Origin of the sequence: Streptomyces sp. CY-1 (genome assembly GCF_047218265.1) — a bacterium.
GTDB lineage: Bacteria > Actinomycetota > Actinomycetes > Streptomycetales > Streptomycetaceae > Streptomyces > Streptomyces niphimycinicus.
In genome coordinates this window covers 9899401-9919764 of the sequence record NZ_CP178393.1, presented here as the reverse complement: position 1 = coordinate 9919764, position 20364 = coordinate 9899401, and the positions used below count along the sequence as shown (strand labels likewise).

The window sequence follows — 20364 nt, the reverse complement described above, 5'->3', positions numbered from 1 at the left end:
GGAACGTCGGTGGCGGCCGGGGCGGTGGCGCGGCGGTTCATCGGGCCGTCAGATCCCGGCCCAGCAGCTCGAACATCCCGTCGAGCAGCTCGAACATCTCGTCGTCCGTGGCCGATTCGATGTCCTCCAGCTCCAGGGCGGCGAGGGTGGACTGGGCGCGGTCGAGCTCCGCGAGCGACGCGGTGTCCATGGACTCCTCGTCCGATGGGAGGAGTTCCTCCCGCAGCAGCTCGGCGAGGTCGCCCGCGGTCGGGTAGTCGAAGACGAGGGTGACCGGCAGCCGCAGCCCGGTGGCGGCGTTGAGCCGGTTGCGCAGATCGACCGCGGTGAGCGAGTCGAAGCCCAGCTCCTTGAAGGCCCGTCCGGTCTCGACCGCGCCCGCGTCGGCGTAGCCGAGGGCCGCGGCCGCCTGCTCGCTCACCAGCTCCACCAGGGCGGTGTGACGGTCGGCCGGGCTCAGCTCCACGAGCCGCTTGCGCAGCGCGGCAGCGCCACCGGCCTCCTCCCGCTCGGCCCCTGCCGGGTCCTGCCCGGTGGCGACCGCCTCGGGGAGGTCGGCGAGCAGCGGCAGCGGCCGAGTGGCGGACAGGGCGGATGCGAAACGGCCCCAGTCGATGTCGGCGGCGACGAGGAAACCGTCGCCGTGCGCGACCGTCTGCCGCAGCAGTTCCAGGGCCCGCGCACCGTCGATGGGGGGCGCGCCGCGCCGTCGCAACTGGTCCGCCACCGCACCGTCGATCATTCCGCCGCCCGCCCAGGCGCTCCAGGCCACCGACGTGGCGGGCAGGCCGTCCGCGCGGCGGAGTTGGGCGAGTGCGTCGAGATACGCGCTGGCCGCCGCGTAGTTGCCCTGTCCGGCGGCGCCCACGGTGCCGGCGATCGAGGAGAGCAGGACGAACGCGTCGAGGTCCAGGTCCCGGGTGAGCTCGTGCAAATGGCGCGCGCCCGCCACCTTGGGGCGCAGTACGGTCTCGATCCGCTCGGGGGTGAGCGCGTCGACGGTGGCGTCGTCCAGCGCTCCGGCGGCGTGCACCACGGCGGTCAGCGGGTGGTCCGCGCCGTCGCCCGTGACCGAGTCCAGCAGGTGGGCCAGCGCCGCACGGTCGGCCACATCGCAGGCGGCGACGGTCACCTGGGCGCCGCGCTCGGTCAGTTCGGCCTTCAGCTCGGCGGCGCCCGGGGCCTGGGGCCCGCGGCGGCTGACGAGCACCACGTGTTCGGCGCCCTCGTGGACCAGCCCGCGGGCGATCTGGGCGCCGACGCCGCCGGTGCCACCGGTGATCAGTACGGTGCCGCGGGGCTGCCAGCGCTCGCCGGTGGAATTGGCACCGGCCCTCCTGAGCCGCCGGGCGAGGGTGCCGGAGGCGCGGATGGCCAGTTGGTCCTCGCCGTCCTGGCCGGTCAGGGCCCGGGCGAGCGCCCGGAGGGAACTCTCGTCGAGCCTGGCGGGCAGATCGATCAGACCGCCCCAGCGCTGCGGGTGTTCCAGGGCGACCGCACCGCCCAGGCCCCAGACGAGGGCTTGTGCGGGTGCTTCGAGACGGTCGGCGCCACTCGCGGAGACGGCGCCGCGGGTGACACCCCACAGGGGTGCGTCGAGGCCCGCGTCGCCCAGCGCACGTACCAGGGCGAGGGTGGTGGCGAACCCGGTGGGGATGTCAGGGTGTGCCGGATGCGGTGCCTCGTCGAGGGCCAGCAGGGACACCACGCCGACGGGCGCGCCGGCCTCCCCGATGGTCTCGGTGATACGGGTGGCGAGCCGGGTGCGGTCGGTGTCGTCCGGGCTGATCCGCAGGGGGACGATCTCGGCGCCGAGCGCGGCGAGTCCGGCGGTGACGGCCTCGACGTCTGCGGCATGCGTGCTGTTGGCCGCAGTGCTGTCGGGCACCGCCACCAGCCAGCGGCCGGTGAGCGCGGGGGTCCGCTGTCCGTCGACCGGCTGCCAGCCGATGCGGTAGCGCCACGAGTCGAGCACCGCCTGGTCGCTCAGCCGGGACCGCCACGAGGAGAGCAGCGGAAGCACCTCGCTGAGCGGCGCGTCGGCGCCGGTGCCCAGTGTGGCCGTCAGGGTGTCCAGGTCGGCGTTCTCGACCGCGGTCCAGAACTCCGCCTCCGCCCGGCCGGTGGCCGTCTCGGCGACGGGACCGGTCTGGGGCTCGACCCAGTAGCGGGAGCGCTGGAACGCGTAGGTGGGAAGGTCGACGTGCCGGGCTCCCCGCCCGGCGAACAGCCCCCGCCAGTCCACCTCCGCACCGTGGACGTACGCCTGGGCGAGCGAGAGCAGCATTCGCTCGGGGCCGCCCTCCTCGCGGCGCAGGGTGCCGATGACGGCGGCCGCGCCGTCGGCGGCCTCGACGGTGGCCGCCATGGCGGCGGCCAGCACGGGGTGCGGGCTCACCTCCACGAACAGCCGGTGGCCGCTGGTGAGCAGCGCCCGCGTCGCCGTTTCGAGCCGCACGGTCTCGCGCAGGTTGCGGGCCCAGTAGGCGGCGTCGAGCCCGGCGGTGTCGAGGGGTTCGCCGGTGACGGTCGAGTGGAAGACGATCCGCGAGGTGCGCGGACGGATGGGGGCGAGGATGTCCAGCAGCTCGTCGTGGATCTGCTCCACCTGGGCGGAGTGCGAGGCGTAGTCCACCGGGATCAGCTTCGCCCGTACGTCCTCGGCCTCGCAGCGGGCCAGCAGCTCGTGCAGCGCCTCCGGTTCACCGGAGACCACCACCGCGCCGGGGCCGTTGACGGCCGCCACGGAGATACGACCGTCCCACGCGGCGATGCGCTCCCGCACCTCCTCGACCGGGAGCGAAACGGACATCATGCCGCCGTGTCCGGCGAGGCCCCGTGCGATGGCCTGCGAGCGCAACGCCACCACCCGCGCCCCGTCCTCCAACGACAACCCACCCGCCACCACCGCCGCAGCGATCTCCCCCTGCGAATGCCCCACCACCGCCGCAGGCACCACCCCACACGACCGCCACACCTCCGCCAACGACACCATCACCGCCCACAACACCGGCTGCACCACATCCACCCGACCCAGCCCCGGACCCCCACCCCGCAACACCTCGACCAACGACCACTCCACAAACCCCGACAGCGCCACCTCACACTCCGCCAACCGACCCGCGAACACCGGCGACGAATCCAACAACTCCACCGCCATCCCCACCCACTGCGACCCCTGCCCCGGAAACACGAACACCGGACGGGCCTCCACCGCCGCCGCGCCCTCGCCGCGCACCACCCCGGCGGAGACCTTTCCCGAGGCCAACGCCTCCAGGTGGCCGAGCAGTTGGGAGTGGTCCGCGGCCACGACCGCGGCGCGGTATTCGAAGGCCGACCGTCCGGTGGCGAGTGCGTGGCCGACATCGGCGGGGGACAGCTCGGGGCGTTCGTTCAGCCGCGCCAGCAGCCGCTCCGCCTGCGCTCGCAGGGCCGCTTCGTTCCTGCCGGAGAGCACCCAGGGGACGGTGGAGCCGCCGAGCGCGGTGCCGTCGAGCGCGGGTGCGCCGTCGTCGTCCTCCCCGGCGGCCGGGGCCTGTTCGAGGATGACATGGGCGTTGGTGCCGCTCACGCCGAACGCGGACACCCCGGCGCGGCGCGGGCGGCCACGCTCGGGCCACTCCTGGGCCTCGGTGAGCAGTTCGACCGCGCCGGAGGACCAGTTGACGGCCGGGGACGCCTGGTCGACGTGGAGTGTCCTCGGCAGCGTTCCGTGGCGCAGCGCCATCACCGTTTTGATGACTCCGCCGACCCCGGCCGCCGCCTGGGTGTGGCCGATGTTGGACTTGAGCGAGCCGAGCCACAGCGGATGGCCGGAGGTGCGGCCCTTGCCGTAGGTGGCGAGCAGCGCGCCCGCCTCGATCGGGTCGCCGAGCGCCGTGCCCGTGCCATGGGCCTCGACGGCGTCGACGTCGTCCACCGCCAGCCCGGCGGCGGCCAGCGCCGCCTCGATGACGCGGCGCTGGGCCGGGCCGTTGGGCGCGGCGAGGCCGTTGCTGGCGCCGTCCTGGTTGACGGCGCTGGAGCGCAGGACGGCGAGGACGGGGTGACGGTTGCGGCGGGCGTCGGACAGCCGCTCCAGCAGCACCATGCCCGCGCCCTCGCCCCAGCCGGTGCCGTCGGCGCCCGCGGCGAAGGACTTGCAGCGGCCGCCTGCCGCCAGTCCGCGCTGATGGCTGAACTCGACGAAGACACCGGGAGTGGCCATCACCGCCACCCCTCCGGCCAGCGCCAGCGAGCATTCGCCGCGGCGCAGCGCCTGGGCCGCCAGATGCATGGTCACCAACGATGAGGAGCACGCGGTGTCCAGGGTGACGGCCGGTCCTTCGAGGCCGAGGGTGTAGGAGATGCGGCCGGAGGCGACGCTGGAGACGTTGCCGATCAGCAGATGGCCCTCGACGCTCCGCGGCGCGTACTGCGGGTCTCCGCCGTACTGGAACGAGGCGAGTCCCACATAGACCCCGGCGCTGCTCCCCTTCAGCGAGAGCGGGTCGATGCCCGCGCGTTCGATCGCCTCCCAGGACACTTCGAGCAGCAGCCGCTGCTGCGGGTCCATGGCCAGCGCCTCACGCGGGGAGATGCCGAAGAAGGCCGGGTCGAACTGGTCGGCGTCGTGGACGAATCCGCCTTCGCGGGTGTTGCAGGTGCCCGACCGGCCCGGATCCGGGTCGTAGAGTCCCTCGACGTCCCAGCCCCGGTTGGCGGGGAATTCCGAGATCGCGTCCCGGCCCTCGGCCACCAGCCGCCACAGCTCCTCCGGTGAGCGGACACCGCCGGGGAAGCGGCAGCCCATCGAGACGATGGCGATCGGTTCCCGCTCGTCGGCCTCGATCTGGTCCAGCCGCGCACGGGCCTGTTTGAGATCGGAGGAGACCCGCTTGAGGTAGGTGAGGAGTTTCTCTTCGTTCTCGTTCGCCATCAGGAAGCCCCGAATTCGTTGTCGATGAAGTCGAAGACCTCGTCGGCGGTAGCGGAAAGGAGTTCGGTGTCGGGGGATGGTCCGCCGGTGTGCTCCACGGGCGTGCCGCCCAACTTCGCCATGAGGTCGCCGAGACGGCCCGTCAGCCGCTCCCGGACTCCGTCGTCGGCGATCAGCTCCGGCAGTGCGGACTCCCACCGGTCCAGGTCGTCGAGGAGGGTGAGCGCGTCCATCGGCCGGGCCGACGGCAGCTCGCCGCGGAGGTACTCGGCCAGCGGCGCGGGTGCCGGATAGTCGAAGACGAGGGTGGCGGGCAGGTCGAGCCCGGTGACCGTGGCCAGCCGGTTGCGCAGTTCCACGGCGGTGAGCGAGTCGAAGCCCAGCTCCTTGAACGGGCGGCCGCCGGCCACCGCGTCGGACGAGGAGTGGCCGAGCACGGCCGCCGCCTGGGCGTGCACCAGATCCCGCAGGGCCCGGCCCAGGCCCTCGCCCGACAGGCCCGCCAGGCTCTCCAGGAAGGTGTCCGCCACGCCGTCCGGCCCGGTGCCGTCGGGGGCGGCCGACGTGGTGGCGAGGGCGTCGCGCACCTCCGGCAGTTCGCCGATCAGCGGCCGGGGGCGCGCCGCGGTGAAGCCGGGGACGAAGCGGTCCCAGCGCACATCGGCCAGGACGAGGGAGGTCTCGCCGGTGTGCAGTGCCTCGCCGAGCGCGGCCACCGCCAACTGCGGTGCCATCGCGGGCAGTCCACGGCGGCTCAGGTGCTCCGCCACCTCGCCGTGCTCGATCATGCCGTGGTCGGCCCAGGGCCCCCAGGCCACGGAGGTGGCGGGGAGGCCACGCGCCGCGCGGTGCTCGGCGAGGGCGTCCAGACAGGCGTTGGCGGAGGCGTAGGCGCTCTGTCCGCCGCTCCCCCAGGTGGCGGCGATCGACGAGAAGAGCACGAACGCCTCGAGGTGGTCCTGGTCCAGCAGCGCGTCCAGATGGGCGGCGCCCAGCACCTTGCCGTCGGCCATCTCCGCGAAGTCGGCCACCGTACTGTCGGCGAGCTGGGCGAACTCCACGACACCCGCGGCGTGGAAGACGGCGTGCACCGGGTCGCCCCCGGCGGTGGTCCGGCGCAGCAGCGCCGCCACCTCGTTACGGTCGCGGACATCGCACGCCGCCACCGTCACCCGCACACCGCCCTCGCCCAGCGCGGTCAGCTCGTCGCGCAGTTCGGCGGCGCCGGGCGCCGCCAGGCCACGTCGGCTGGTGAGCACGAGATGTTCGGCGCCGGAGCGGGCCAGCCAGCGGGCGACCTGGGCGCCGAGCCCGCCGGTGCCCCCGGTGATCAGCACGGTGCCATGCGGCTTCCAGCTCTCCCGGCCCGGTGCGCGCAGCGGCGCCCGCACGAGCCGCCGGACGAACACCCCGGCGTCGCGGAGGGCGAGCTGGTCCTCCGGACCGCTGTCGCCGACGATGCCGGAGAGCGCGGCGCACAGCCGGTCGGCCGACCGCTCGTCGAGGTCCCCGGGGAGGTCGACCAGACCGCCCCACCGCTGCGGGTGTTCCAGGGCCACGACCCGGCCGAGGCCCCAGGTGGCGGCCTGTGCCGGGCTGCCGAGCGGATCGGCTCCGCTCACCGACACCGCCCCTGCGGTGGCGAGCCACAGCGGCGCGGCGATCCCCGCGTCGCCCAGCGCCTGGATCAGCCCGACGTTGAGGGCCAGACCGGTGGTGAGCGCGGTGTGTTCGGGGTGCTGATCGTCGTCGAGGGCGAGCAGCGAGAGCACACCGGCCGGGGTGCCCCCGGTGGCCACCGCCTGACGCAGCCGCTCGGCGAGCGCGTCACGGCCGCTCGTGGACAGGGTGAGGGGGGTGACGTGTGCGCCGCGCCGGTCGAGGGCGGCCGCCACGGCGGCGACCCGCGCGCTGTCGGCCCGGCCCTCGGGCACGGCCAGCAGCCAGGTGCCGGACAGCGGCGCCGTACGTTCTTCGACGGAGACCGGGGACCAGGTGATCCGGTAGCGCCAGGAGTCCACGGTGGCGCGGTCGCTCTGGCCCCGGCGCCAGGAGGAGAGCGCGGGCAGCAGTTCGCTGAGCCGCGTCTGCTGGTCGATCTCCAGGGTGGTGGTCAGCGCCTCCAGGTCCTCGCGCTCGACCGCCTCCCAGAAGCGTGCCTCCACGGAGGACGCGCCCGTGGCGGCGGCGGTCGGCGTTCCGGGCGTGGCGGGGTCGAACCAGTAGCGCTGCCGCTGGAAGGCGTACGTGGGCAGCTCCACCCGGTGCGCACCGCGCCCGGCGAACACCCGCTCCCAGTCGACCTCGCCGCCGTGCGCGTGGAGCTGGGCGACCCCGGACAGCAGCGCCTCGACCTCGTCACGGTCCTTGCGCATCAGGGGGACGAACGCGGCGGGGCCGGAGACGCACTCCTGGCCCATCGCGGAGAGGACACCCGCCGGGCCGATTTCCACAAAGCGGGTGACACCCTGCCCTTCGAGGAACCGGATGCCGTCCCCGAAACGCACCGCCTGACGCACATGGCGCACCCAGTACTCCGGCGAGCACACCTCCTCGCCCACCGGCTCACCCGTGACGTTCGAAACGATCGCGGTGCGTGACATGGCGTAGGTGATCCCGGCCGCCGCCTCGGCGAACTCGGCCAGCATCCCCTCCATCAGCGGCGAGTGGAAAGCGTGCGAGACGCTCAGCCGCTTGCTCTTGACCCCCACCGCCTCCGCCACCGCCAGCACCGCCGACTCCTCACCGGAGATGACGGTCGCCGCCGGGCCATTGACGGCCGCCACACTCACCCGGTCCTCGTAACCGGCCAGATGCGGCAGCACATCCCCCTCGGCGGCCTTCAGCGACACCATCGCGCCGCCCTCGGGCAGCGCCTGCATCAGCCGACCGCGCGCCACCACCAGCGCACACGCGTCCTCCAGCGAGAACACCCCCGCCACATGCGCCGCGGCCAGCTCCCCCACCGAATGCCCCACCACGAAATCCGGTGCGAGACCCCACGACTCGATGAGCCGGAAGAGCGCCACCTCCACGGCGAACAACCCGGTCTGTGTGAACACCGTCCGGTCCAGCGTCTCCGCATCCCCGCCGAAGACCACCTCGCGCACCGAACCCTCCAGATGACGGTCCAGCTCCGCGCACACCGCGTCGAACGCCGCCGCGAACACCGGGAACGCGGCGTACAACTCCCCTCCCATACCGGGTCGTTGTGCGCCCTGCCCGGTGAACAGGAACGCCGTCCTGCCCTCCTCGTCGGCCACCGTGCCGGGAGTGATGCCCGTGGCGAGCCGGTCCAGCCCGCTCAGCAGCTCCGCCCGGTCGCGGCCGGTGACCGCCGCCCGGTGGCCGAAGGCGGACCGGGCCAGCGCCAGCGAGTAGCCCACATCCACCGGATCCAGCTCCGGCCGCGCCGCCACGTACGACCGCAGCCGCTCCGCCTGGGCGCGCAACGCCGCCTCGGTACGGCCGGACACCACCCACGGCACCGCATCGGTGCGCACCGACGGCTCCGGCTCCGGGTCGGCGGCGGGCTCGGCGGGCGGTTCCTCCAGGATGAGGTGGGCGTTGGTCCCGCTGATGCCGAAGGCGGACACCCCGGCGCGGCGCACCCGCTCGCCCGTCGGCCAGTCCCTGGCCTCGGTCAGCAGCTCGACCGCTCCCGCCGTCCAGTCCACATGCGGGGTGGGCTCCTTGACATGGAGTGTCCTGGGCAGCAGACCGTGGCGCATCGCCATGACCATCTTGATGACACCGGCGCCGCCGGCCGCGCCCTGGGTGTGGCCGATGTTGGACTTCAACGCGCCCAGCCACAGCGGCCGTTCGGCCTCCCGGCCCTGGCCGTAGGTGGCGAGGATGGCCTGAGCCTCGATCGGGTCGCCGAGCGTGGTGCCGGTGCCGTGGGCCTCGACGGCGTCCACTTCGGCGGCCGACAGCCCGGCGTTCGCCAGCGCCTGCCGGATCACCCGCTGCTGGGAGGGGCCGTTGGGGGCGGTGAGGCCATTGCTGGCACCGTCCTGGTTGACGGCGGAGCCACGCACCAGCGCCAGCACCTCATGGCCGTTGGCGCGGGCGTCGGACAGCCGCTCCAGGAGCACCATGCTGACGCCCTCGCCCCAACTGGTGCCGTCGGTGTCGGAGGAGAACGCCTTCGACCTGCCGTCGGGGGCGAGGCCGCGCTGCCGGCTGAACTCGATGAACAGGCTCGGCGTGGACATCATCGTGGTGCCGCCCGCCAGCGCCATCGAGCATTCGCCCTGGCGCAGCGCCTGCGCAGCCTGGTGGATGGCGACCAGGGAGGAGGAGCACGCGGTGTCGATGGTGAGCGCCGGGCCCTCCCAGCCGAGGGAGTAGGCGATACGGCCGGAGACCACGCTGGCGGCCTTGCCGGTCAGCAGATACCCCTCCATGTCCTCGGGGATCTCACCGAGCCCCGAGGCGTAGTCCTGGCCGGTGGAACCGATGAACACGCCCGCGGTGCTGCCCCGTGTGGTGTGCGGGTCGATCCCGGCGCGCTCCAGCGCCTCCCAGGAGGTCTCCAGCAGCAGCCGCTGCTGCGGGTCCATGGCGAGCGCCTCGCGCGGGGAGATCCCGAAGAACTCCGGGTCGAAGTGGTAGGCGTCGTAGAGGAAGCCGCCCTCCTTGGCGTAACTCCTGCCCGGCGTATCGGGGTTGGGGTCGTACAGCTCCTCGACGTTCCAGCCGCGGTCGGCCGGGAAGGCCGAGATCACATCGCGGCCGTCCGCCACCAGCTCCCACAGCTCCTCGGGGCCGCGGACCCCGCCCGGCAGCCGGCAGCTCATGGCCACGATGGCGATCGGATCGTCATCGGCGGGGCGGACGGCGGCCACCACGGCCGCCACCTCCTCCCGCTCGCCCAGCGCCTCGCGGCGCAGATGGTCCACCAGCACGGCGGGGGTCGGATAGTCGAAGAGGAGGGTGGTCGGCAGCCGCAGCCCGGTGGCCGCGCCCAGCCGGTTGCGCAACTCCACGGCGGTCAGGGAGTCGAAGCCGACCTCGCGGAAGGCGCGGGTGGCCTCGATGTCCTCCGGGGCGGCGAGCCCCAGTACGGCCGCCGCGTGTTCCCGCACCAGGTCCAGCAGGAACGGATCCCGATCGGCCGCCGCCAGGGCGGCCAGCCGCCGGCCGAGCGAGCTCTCGTCGGTTTCCACGGCCCCGCCTCCGCCACCGGCCCGTACCACCCGGCGGACCGGCGTCCTGACCAGGCCGCGCAGATACGCCGGTACGGCTTCCCGGCCGGGGCTGCCGCTCGCGGCCCGCCTGCGCAGATCCGCCAGATCGAGCCGGACGGGCACCAAAGTGGCGTCCCCGGCCGCCCGCGCGGCGTCGAAGAGTTCCATGCCCTCCGCGCTGGGCAGCGGACGGATACCGGAGCGCGCCATGCGCCGCACATCGGCGTCGGCCAGATGACCGCTCATGCCGCTGCGCTGCTCCCACAGGCCCCAGGCGAGGGACTGGGCGGCCAGGCCACGGGCCCTGCGGTGCTGGGCGAGGGAGTCCAGGAAGGCGTTGGCGGCGGCGTAGTTGGCCTGTCCGGCGTTGCCGATGGTGGCGACGACGGAGGAGTAGAGGACGAACGCGGCCAGGTCGTGGTCCGCGGTCAGCTCGTGCAGATTCCATGCGGCGTCCACCTTGGGCCGCAGCACCCGGTCGAGCCGCTCGGGGTCCAGCGCGTCCACGACGCCGTCGTCGAGCACCCCCGCCGCGTGGATCACGGCGGTCAGCGGATGCGCGGCGGGTATCGCGCCGAGCAGCCCGGCGAGCGCCTCGCGGTCGGCCGTGTCGCAGGCGGCGACGGTGACGGCGGCCCCCAACTCGGTCAGTTCTGCGTAGAGTTCGGCCATGCCCTCGGCGGCGGGCCCGCGCCGACTGGTCAGCAGCAGATGCCGTACGCCGTGCTCGGTCACGAGGTGGCGGGCGAGCAGCCCGCCCAGGGTGCCGGTGGCGCCGGTGACGAGAACGGTGCCCTCGGGGTCCAGCCGTCGGTGGGCGTCGGGGGCTTCGATGAGCCGTGTGCTGGCAGACTCGGTAGCGCTGGTGGTGGCTGCCTCGGTGGCGGTGGTGTCGGCGGCTCCGGTGGCGGTGACGACGGTCGCGGCGAGCCCGGCAACCTCGGTGGCGGCGACCCCGGTAGCCCCGGCAACCTCGGTGCCGTCGGCCTCAGCGGTCTCGGCGCCGGTGGCCACGGTGGCAGCGAGCCCGGTAACCCCGGCCCCGGCAACCTGGGCAACCTGGGTGCCGGTGCCCCCAGAAGTCCGCATGGCGACGGCCCCAGCAGCCGCCCCAGCCCCCAAAGCCACCCGTGCCAGCCTGGGAACCCGCGCCCGGCCCTCGCGCACCGCGCACTGCGGTTCGCCGGAGGCCACCGCGCCCGGGAGGGCGTCCACCGACTCCGGGTGGCCGTCGAGGTCGACGAGGACGAAGCGCCCGGGGTGTTCCGACTGCGCCGAGCGCACCAGTCCCCATACGGCGCCGTGTGCCACATCGGGCACCTCTTCGCCGGGGACGGCCGCGACCGCGCCCCGGGTGACGAACACCAGCCTGGAGGAGGCGAGGCGCTCGTCGGAGATCCACCGCTGGATCAGCGCCAGCACGCGGTGGGTGGCGGCGTGGGCCGCCTCCGCCACGTCCCCGTCGCCCTCGGCGGTGCCGGTGCGGGTGCACGGCACCAGCACCGCGTCCGGCACGTCCGCCGCCTCGTCGTAGGGCACCGCGTCCACCGCCGGGGAGAGCCCGAGCGGGTCGTCGCCGAGCACCGCCCAGGTCGCCGGGGCCACGGCCGTATCCGCGGTGGGCGCGGCGGGCCACTCCAGGCGGAACAGCGACGGGTGAAGGGCGGAGCGGCCGCCGATCGGTTCGGGCGTGTCCACCGTGCGCAGTACGAGCCGGTCCACCGAGACCACCGGGGCGCCGCTCGGGTCGGCCGCCGCCACCGCGTAGGTGTCGGGGCCGGCCGGTGTCAGCCGTACCCGCAGCGCCGTGGCGCCCGTGGCGTGCAGTACGACACCGCTCCATGAGAAGGCCAGCCGCGCCCCGCCGTCGCCGTCGCCGTCTCCACCGCCGTCGCCCGGGGTCTCCACCGCGTCGAGCACCGACTCCAGCAGCACCGGATGCAGACCGTAGCGCTGGGCGTCGGCCTCCTCGGCCTCGGTCAGCCCCACTTCGGCGTACAGGTCCGCACCGAGCCGCCAGGCCGCGACGGCGCCTCCCGCCACCTCCACCGGGACCGCGTCGGCCGGGGGCCATACGGCGAGGCCGGGGTCCGCGGCCGGGGCACCGACGCCCAGGACCGCCGTGGCGTACCGCGTCCACGGCTCGTCGGAGTCCGCGCCCTCGGCGCGCGCGTAGACGCTGAGCGCGCGCAAGCCGCCACCGTCCGGGGCGCCGACGCGCATCTGGATCACCGCGGCGCCCTTCTCGGGCAGCACCAGCGGCGTGTCCAGGGAGAGTTCCTCGATCCGGTCGCAGCCGACCTGGTCGCCCGCCCGGATCGCCAGTTCGGCGAGGGCGCTGCCGGGGAGCACGGCCGCGTCCGGGCCGGTGCGCTCGATCAGCCAGGGGTGCTCCGGTGCGAAGACGCGGCCGGTGAACAGATGGTCGTCCGCCCCGGCCAGCGGGACGGCGGCGCCGAGCAGCGGATGTCCGGCCGCGTCGAGTCCGGCGGCGGCCACATCGCTCGCCGCGACCGGCTTGTCCAGCCAGTACCGCTGCCGCTGGAACGGATACGTCGGCAGCTCCACGTCCGGTGCGCCGCTCCCCGGGCCGCCCGCGAACACGGCGTCCCAGGACGGCTCGACACCCTGCACATACGCCTCGGCGAACGAGGCGGCGAAGCGCTCCGGGTCGCCCTCGTCCCGGCGCAGCGTGCCGACGACGGCGGCGCTCCCACCGGCGTCCTCGATGGTCTGCTGGAGCGACATGGCGAGCATGGGGTGCGGAGCGCACTCGATGAACGCGGTGTGGCCGTCGGCCAGCAGCGCCCGGGTGGCCCGTTCGAAGTCCACCGGCTCGCGCATGTTCCGGTACCAGTAGTCGGTGTCCAGCTCCGTGGTGTCCAGCGGTCCGCCGGTCACCGTGGAGTAGTAGGCGATCCGCGAGGTGCGCGGCCGTACCCCCGCCACTTCGCGCAGCAGCCGTTCGCGCAAGCCGTCGACCTGCGGGGAGTGCCCGGCGGTGTCCACGCCCGGCACCCGGCGGGACTTCACCCCGTCGGCGGCGAGTTCGGCCATGAAGGCGTCCAGGGCCTCCGGGTCGCCGGAGACGGTCACGGTCGCGGGGCTGTTGACGGCGGCGATGCCGAGCCGTTCGCTCCACGGCCGAAGCCGCTCGGCGACCGTCCCGGCCGAGGCGAGCACCGAGAGCATGCCGCCCTTGCCGCTCAGCTCGGCCCATGCCTGGCTGCGCCGGGCCACCACCTTGGCCGCGTCCTCCAGCGAGAGCCCACCGGCCACATACGCGGCGGCGATCTCGCCCTGCGAATGGCCCACCACCGCGGCCGGTTCGACGCCGTACGAGCGCCACAGCGCGGCCAGGGAGACCATCACGGCGAACAGCGCGGGCTGGACCACGTCGATGCGGGACAGCGACGGGGCGCCCGGCTCACCGCGCAGCACATCGCGCAACGACCAGTCCAGGAACGGCTCCAGGGCGTCGGCGCACACCTCCAGCCGCTCCGCGAAGACGGGCGAGGCGTTCCACAGCGGGAGCGCCATCCCGATCCACTGCGAACCCTGCCCGGGGAAGACGAACACGGTCTTCCGCCGCCCGCCCGCCGTGCCCTCGACCACATGCGGCGCCGGGGTGCCCTGTGCGAGCGCGCCGAGCCCGTCCAGGAGCGGCTCCCGGTCCCGGCCGAGGATCACCGCCCGGTGGCCGAAGGCCGTCCGGGTGGTGGCGAGGGCGCGGCCGAGTGCGGCGAGGTCGGTGCCGGGGTGGTCGGCGAGGTGGTCGCGCAGTTGCCCGGCCCGGGTCCGCAGGGCCTGTTCGGTGCGCCCGGTCAGCACCCAGGGCAGCACGGGCAGGGCCGGGGCGGCGGGGCGGGTCTCCTCCTGGGCGGCGACGTCCGGTTCGGCCGGGGCCTGCTCCAGGATGGCGTGGGCGTTGGTGCCGCTGATGCCGAAGGACGAGACGCCCGCGCGCCGTGGCCGCGCGGTCTCCGGCTCCGGCCACGGCCGGGCCTCGGTCAGCAGCTCCACGCCCCCGGACGACCAGTCGACATGTGGCGAGGGCTCGTGTACGTGCAGGGTCTTGGGGAGTGTGCCGTGGCGCAGCGCCATCACCATCTTGATGACCCCGGCCACGCCCGCGGCCGCCTGGGGGTGGCCGACGTTGGACTTCAGCGAGCCGAGCCACAGCGGCCGGTCCTCGGGCCGGTCCTGGCCGTAGGTGGCGAGCAGGGCCCCGGCCTCGATGGGGTCGCCGAGCGAGGTGCCGGTGCCGTGTGCCTCGACCGCGTCCACATCGGCCGTGGTGAGCCCGGCGTCGGCCAGTGCCTGCCGGATGACGCGCTGCTGGGCGGGTCCGCTCGGGGCGGTGAGGCCGTTGCTCGCGCCGTCCTGGTTGGTGGCGGAGCCACGGACCAGCGCCAGCACCCGGTGGCCGTTGCGCCGCGCGTCCGACAGCCGCTCCAGCAGCACCATGCCCACGCCCTCGCCCCAGCCGGTGCCATCGGCGTCGGACGAGAACGCCTTGCAGCGGCCGTCGGGCGACAGCGCCTTCTGGCGGCTCAGCTCCACGAAGATCCCGGGGCTGGACATCACGGTGGCGCCACCGGCCAGCGCCAGCGAGCACTCGCCCTCACGCAGCGACCGCACGGCCATGTGCAGGGCCACCAGGGACGACGAGCACGCCGTGTCCACGGTGACCGCCGGGCCCTCCAGACCCCAGGTGTAGGCGATCCGGCCGGAGGCGACGCTGGTGGTGCCACCGGTCAGCAGATAGCCCTCGAACCCTTCCGACGCCTCGTCCATCCGCGGCCCGTAGTCCTGCGGCATGGTGCCGACGAAGACGCCGGCATCGCTGCCCTTGAGCGTGGTGGGGTCGATCCCGGCGCGCTCGAACGCCTCCCACGCGGTCTCCAGCAGCAGCCGCTGCTGGGGGTCCATCGCCTGGGCCTCGCGGGGGCTGATGCCGAAGAAGGCCGGGTCGAACTGGTCGGCCTCGTAGAGGAATCCGCCCTCGCGCACATAGCTGGTGCCGTGGCGGGCCGGGTCCGGGTCGTAGAGCCCCTCCAGGTCCCAGCCACGGTTGGCGGGGAAGCCCGCGATGGCGTCCCGGCCCTCGCCGACGAGCTGCCACAACTGCTCGGGCGTGCGCACCCCGCCGGGGAGGCGGCAGCTCATCGCCACGATGGCGATCGGGTCGTCGTGGCCGGTGGCGCGCCGGACGGCGGCCGGACGCGGGGCCGTGGCGGTGGCCGTCCGGGAGCCCACCGCCACGTCCTGGACGTGGCGGGAGAGGGCCAGCGGGGTGGGGTGGTCGAAGAGGACGGTCCCGGCGAGCCGTGTTCCGGTGGCGGTGCTGAGGAGGTTGCACAGCTCGACGGACATCAGCGAGTCGAAACCGAGATCCTTGAAGATCTTCTCGGGGTCGACGGTGTCGGGGCCCCGGGAGCCCAGGACCCAGGCGGTGTGCGTACGGACCAGCTCCAGCGCCACGCGCTCGCGCTCGGCGGGGTCGGTCAGGGCGGCGAACTCCGCGCGCCAGGAGAGGGGTTCGCCGGTGGCGGCCTCCTCGATCCCGGGCAGCTCGCTGTCCAGCCAGTAGCGCTGCCGCTGGAAGGCGTACGTGGGCAGCTCCACCCGGCGCGCACCGCGCCCGGCGAACACCCGCTCCCAGTCGACGTCCCCGCCGTGCGCGTGCACCTGGGCGACCCCGGACGACAACGCCTCGACCTCGTCACGGTCCTTGCGCAGCAAGGGGATGAACGCGGCGGCCTCCGAGACACAGTCCCGGCCCATGGCGGAGAGCACACCGGCCGGGCCGATCTCCACATAGCGGGTGACACCCTGCCGTTCGAGGAACCGGATGCCGTCCCCGAAACGCACCGCCTGACGCACATGGCGCACCCAGTACTCCGGCGAGCACACCTCCTCGCCCGCCAACTCGCCGGTGACGTTCGAGACGATCGCCAGTCGCGGTGCGGAGTAGCCGATCCGGCCCGCCGCCTCGGCGAACTCGGCCAGCATCCCCTCCATCAGGGGTGAGTGGAAGGCATGCGAGACGGACAGCCGCTTGCTCTTGACGCCCACCGCCTCGGCCACCGCCAGCACCGCCGACTCCTCACCGGAGATGACGGTCGCCGCCGGACCATTGACCGCGGCCACACTCACCCGGTCCTCATAACCGGCCAGATGCGGCAGCACCTCGGCCTCCGCGGCCTGGAGGGAGACCATCGCGCCGCCCTCGGGCAGCGCCTGCATCAACCGGCCCCGGGCCGCCACCAGCGCACAGGCGTCCTCCAGCGAGAACACCCCCGCCACATGCGCCGCCACCAGCTCCCCCACCGAATGCCCCACCACGAAGTCCGGCGCGACACCCCAGGACGCCACCAGCCGGTACAGCGCCACCTCCACGGCGAACAGCCCGGTCTGTGTGAACACCGTCCGGTCCAGCGCCTCGGCATCCCCGCCGAAGACCACCTCCCGTACCGAACTCCCCAGATGACGGTCCAGCTCCGCGCACACCGCGTCGAACGCCGCCGCGAACACCGGGAACGCCGCGTACAGTTCACGCCCCATGCCCAGCCGCTGGGCGCCTTGTCCGGTGAACAGGAACGCCGTCCCACCGCGGCCCGCCACCGTGCCCGGGACCACGCCCGTGGCCAGTTCGCCGAGGCCCCTCAGCAGCTCCCCCCGGTCGCGGCCGACGACCGCCGCCCGGTGGCCGAAGGCGGACCGGCCCAGCGCCAGCGAGTAGCCCACATCCACCGGATCCAGCTCCGGCCGCGCCGCCACGTACGACCGCAACCGCCGCGCCTGGGCCCGCAGCGCCGCCTCACCGCGGGCCGAGAGCACCCAGGGCACCACATCGAGGTCCATCGGCCGCTCGACGGCCGGGTCCTCGAGGGGTGCCTGCTCCAGCACCATGTGCACATTGGTGCCGCCCATGCCGAACGAGCTGACGCCCGCGAGCCGTGGGGTGTCCGCCTCCGGGGCCCAGGGGGCGAGGTCGGTCTGGACCGTGAGGCCGAGGGTGTCCAGGGGGATGGCGGGGTTCGGTGTCTCGTAGTTGAGGCTCGGGAACAGTTCGCGATGGGCGAGCGAGAGCAGCGTCTTGATGAGGCCGGTGATTCCGGCGGCGCCTTCGAGGTGGCCGACGTTCGTCTTGGCGGAGCCGACGCGCAGGGGCGCGCCGTGTGCCCGGCCGGCGCCCAGGACCGCGCCGAGTGCCTCGGCCTCGACCGGGTCGCCGACCTTGGTGCCGGTGCCGTGCAGTTCGACGTACTGGACCCGGGCGGGGTCGACCCCGGCGCGCTCGTAGGCGGCGCGCAGCATGGCCTCCTGCCCGTGGGCCGCGGGGGTGGTGAGGCTGTCGCCGCCACCGTCGTTGTTGGCCTCGGAACCGCGGATCACGCCCAGCACGGGGTCGCCGTCGCGTCGGGCGTCCGCGAGCCGTTTGAGCACGACGAGGCCGCCGCCCTCACCGCGCACATAGCCGTTGGCGCGGGCGTCGAAGGTGAAGGAGCGGCCGTCCGGGGAGAGCGCGCCGAACCGGGAGGCGGCGATGAAGCTGTCGGGGGCCAGGTTGAGCTGGACACCGCCCGCGACGGCGGTCTCGGTCTCGCCGCGCCGCAGGCTCTCGCAGGCCAGGTGGACGGCGGCCAGGGACGAGGACTGCCCGGTGTCCACGGCCACGCTGGGGCCGCGCAGTCCCAGGGCGTAGGAGACCCGGTTGGCGATGATGCCGCGGTTCAGACCGGTGAGGGTGTGCTGGGTGATGGTGGCCGGTTCGCGGCGGTGGACCAGTGTCGCGTAGTCGTCGGCGATGGCGCCGATGAAGACGCCGGTGCGGCTGCCCTCGAGATGCGCGGGGACGAGTCCGGCGTTTTCCAGGGCCTCCCAGCACAGTTCCAGCGCGAGGCGCTGCTGGGGGTCCATGGCCAGTGCCTCGCGGGGAGATATCCCGAAGAACTCCGGATCGAACTCGGCTGCCGTTTCGACGAACCCGCCGAATCGAATGCCGGCGTCCCGGAGCTCATCGGCATACCGGTCCGCCGGAATCTCCGTGATGGCGCTCTCTCCATTGCGCAGCAACTGCCAGAACTCATCCGGTGTCGATGCGCCCGGTACGCGACATGCCATACCGATGACCGCGATGTGCCCGTCACGCACCAGGGAGTTCTCCGACATCACGACCTCAGACTCTTCTCTCAGTGGAGATACGACGCGACTGGACTGACCATGATCCGGAAGTCGACGGTATGGGCTCGGGAGTCAGCTCAACCACCCCTAACCGTCGGCACCCCTAACCGTGGGCATAGGGGTGGTCACCGCTTCTTGAGAGGTGACCACCAACCGCGGTGTGTCATGTACCACTTGGCGGTTTCCGCGAGGCCGTTCTCGAACGACATCTCGGGGCGGTATCCCAGTTCGGCGGAGATTTTCTCGATGTCCACGGAGTAACGGCGGTCATGGCCCTTGCGGTCGGGCACCCGCTCGACCAACGAGCGGTCGGCACCGAGGAGTTCGAGCAGCCGTTCCGTGAGTTCCAGATTGGTCAGTTCGGTGCCGCCGCCGATGTTGTAGACCTCGCCCGGGCGGCCGTTCTCGGCGACCAGGGCGATTCCGCGGCAGTGGTCGTCCACATGCAGCCAGTCCCGGACGTTTCCGCCGTCGCCGTAGAGCGGCACCGGTTTGCCGTCCATGAGGTTGGTGACAAAGAGCGGAATGACCTTCTCGGGGTGCTGGTACGGGCCGTAGTTGTTGGAGCAGCGGGTCACACAGACGGGCAGCCCATGGGTGCGGTGGAAGGCCCTGGCCAGCAGATCGGAGGATGCCTTGGACGCGGAATACGGCGAATTGGGCTCCAGCGGTTCCTCCTCGCTCCAGGAGCCGCTTTCGATGGATCCGTAGACCTCGTCGGTGGAGACGTGGACGAATTTTCCGACCGCCGCGTTCACGGCCGCGTTGAGGAGGGTGTGCGTGCCCAGGACATTGGTGCGCACGAATTCCTCGGCGCCGGAAATAGAGCGGTCGACATGCGATTCCGCGGCGAAGTGGACCACCAGATCGGTGCCGTGCAGCAGCTCGCCGACGAGCTCGCCGTCGCAGATGTCGCCGCGGACGAAGCGCAGCCGGGGGCTGTCGGCGACCTCGGCCAGATTGGCCTCGTTGCCCGCGTAGGTGAGCTTGTCGACCACCACGACCTGGGCGTCCGCCCAGGCGGCGTACGCCCCTGTCAACGTCTGCCGGACGAAGTGGGAGCCGATGAAGCCCGCGCCGCCGGTCACAACTATGCGCACTGGAGACAACCCTTCAGCGATGATTGGCCGCGATATCCATCAGGTATTTTCCGTAGTCCGTCTTGCCGAGTTCCGCACCGAGCTCATAGCAGGCGGCCGCGTCGATGAAACCCATCCGGAAGGCTATCTCCTCGAGACAGGCGATCCGTACTCCCTGGCGCTGTTCCAGAAGCTGCACATACTGGCCCGCCTGGAGCAGCGAGTCATGGGTTCCGGTGTCCAGCCAGGCGAATCCGCGGCCGAGCCCGACCAGTCTGGCCTTTCCGCGCTCCAGATAGACGCGGTTGACGTCGGTGATCTCCAGCTCGCCGCGCGCGGAGGGCTGTACGTTCTTGGCGATGTCCACGACGTCGTTGTCGTAGAGATACAGACCGGTGATCGCCAGATTGGACCGGGGGGCGGCCGGCTTCTCCTCGATGGAGATCAGCCGGCCGTGCTCATCCATTTCCCCGACACCATAGCGCTCGGGGTCCTTGACTCCGTAGCCGAAGAGCACACAGCCGTCGACATGACTTGCCTCGTTGTGCAGCATCTTCGAAAATCCGGGCCCGTGGAAGATGTTGTCGCCGAGGACCAGCGCCACCTGGTCGTCGCCGATGAACTCGGCTCCGATGATGAATGCGTCGGCGATGCCATTGGCCTCGGACTGTTCGGCGTACTCGATTGAAAGGCCCAGCCGCCGGCCGTCGCCGAGGAGTGCGCGGAACATCCCCACATGCAGCGGGGTGGAAATGATCTGGATTTCCCTGACGCCGCCGAGCATGAGCACCGACAGCGGGTAATAGATCATCGGTTTGTTGTAGACGGGAAGGATCTGCTTCGACACCGCATGTGTCAAAGGATGCAGTCGGGTTCCGCTTCCTCCGGCGAGGACTATGCCCTTCATGCGGCCAGAAGCTACCAACGCGGTCGGCCCGCGCTCCAGGTCTGCCGCGGCGATAGGGGGGTAATCAGGGGTGGTCAT

At 72.9% G+C, this 20364-nt stretch carries 4 protein-coding genes; all 4 read right to left on the bottom strand.

The features are described 5' to 3' along the window. Nucleotides 1–37: 37 nt before the first annotated feature. Nucleotides 38–4918, bottom strand: a complete 4881-nt coding sequence (locus ACK1X7_RS42685; protein WP_413116535.1) for a type I polyketide synthase — start codon at nucleotides 4916–4918, stop codon at nucleotides 38–40. Continuing rightward, complete coding sequence (locus ACK1X7_RS42680) at nucleotides 4918–18288, bottom strand: type I polyketide synthase (RefSeq protein WP_413116534.1); 13371 nt, start codon at nucleotides 18286–18288, stop codon at nucleotides 4918–4920. Before ACK1X7_RS42680 ends, ACK1X7_RS42685 begins: the two co-directional genes overlap by 1 nt. A gap of 137 nt (nucleotides 18289–18425) precedes the next feature. Further along, nucleotides 18426–19400 (bottom strand): dTDP-glucose 4,6-dehydratase, encoded by a 975-nt coding sequence (rfbB, locus tag ACK1X7_RS42675; protein ID WP_385151573.1) that lies wholly within the window; start codon nucleotides 19398–19400, stop codon nucleotides 18426–18428. 13 nt (nucleotides 19401–19413) lie between these two features. Beyond that, the gene (gene rfbA, locus ACK1X7_RS42670) at nucleotides 19414–20286 is read right to left on the bottom strand and encodes a glucose-1-phosphate thymidylyltransferase RfbA (RefSeq protein ID WP_385151579.1); all 873 of its coding nucleotides are present in this window, start codon (nucleotides 20284–20286) and stop codon (nucleotides 19414–19416) included. Nucleotides 20287–20364 lie beyond the last annotated feature (78 nt).

Excerpts from the sequence above, each read along its gene's own strand:
- ACK1X7_RS42680 (WP_413116534.1), bottom strand. The coding sequence starts at position 18,288 with ATGTCGGAGAACTCCCTGGTGCGTGACGGGCACATCGCGGTCATCGGT.
- ACK1X7_RS42685 (WP_413116535.1), bottom strand. The coding sequence starts at position 4,918 with ATGGCGAACGAGAACGAAGAGAAACTCCTCACCTACCTCAAGCGGGTC.
- rfbA (WP_385151579.1), bottom strand. The coding sequence starts at position 20,286 with ATGAAGGGCATAGTCCTCGCCGGAGGAAGCGGAACCCGACTGCATCCT.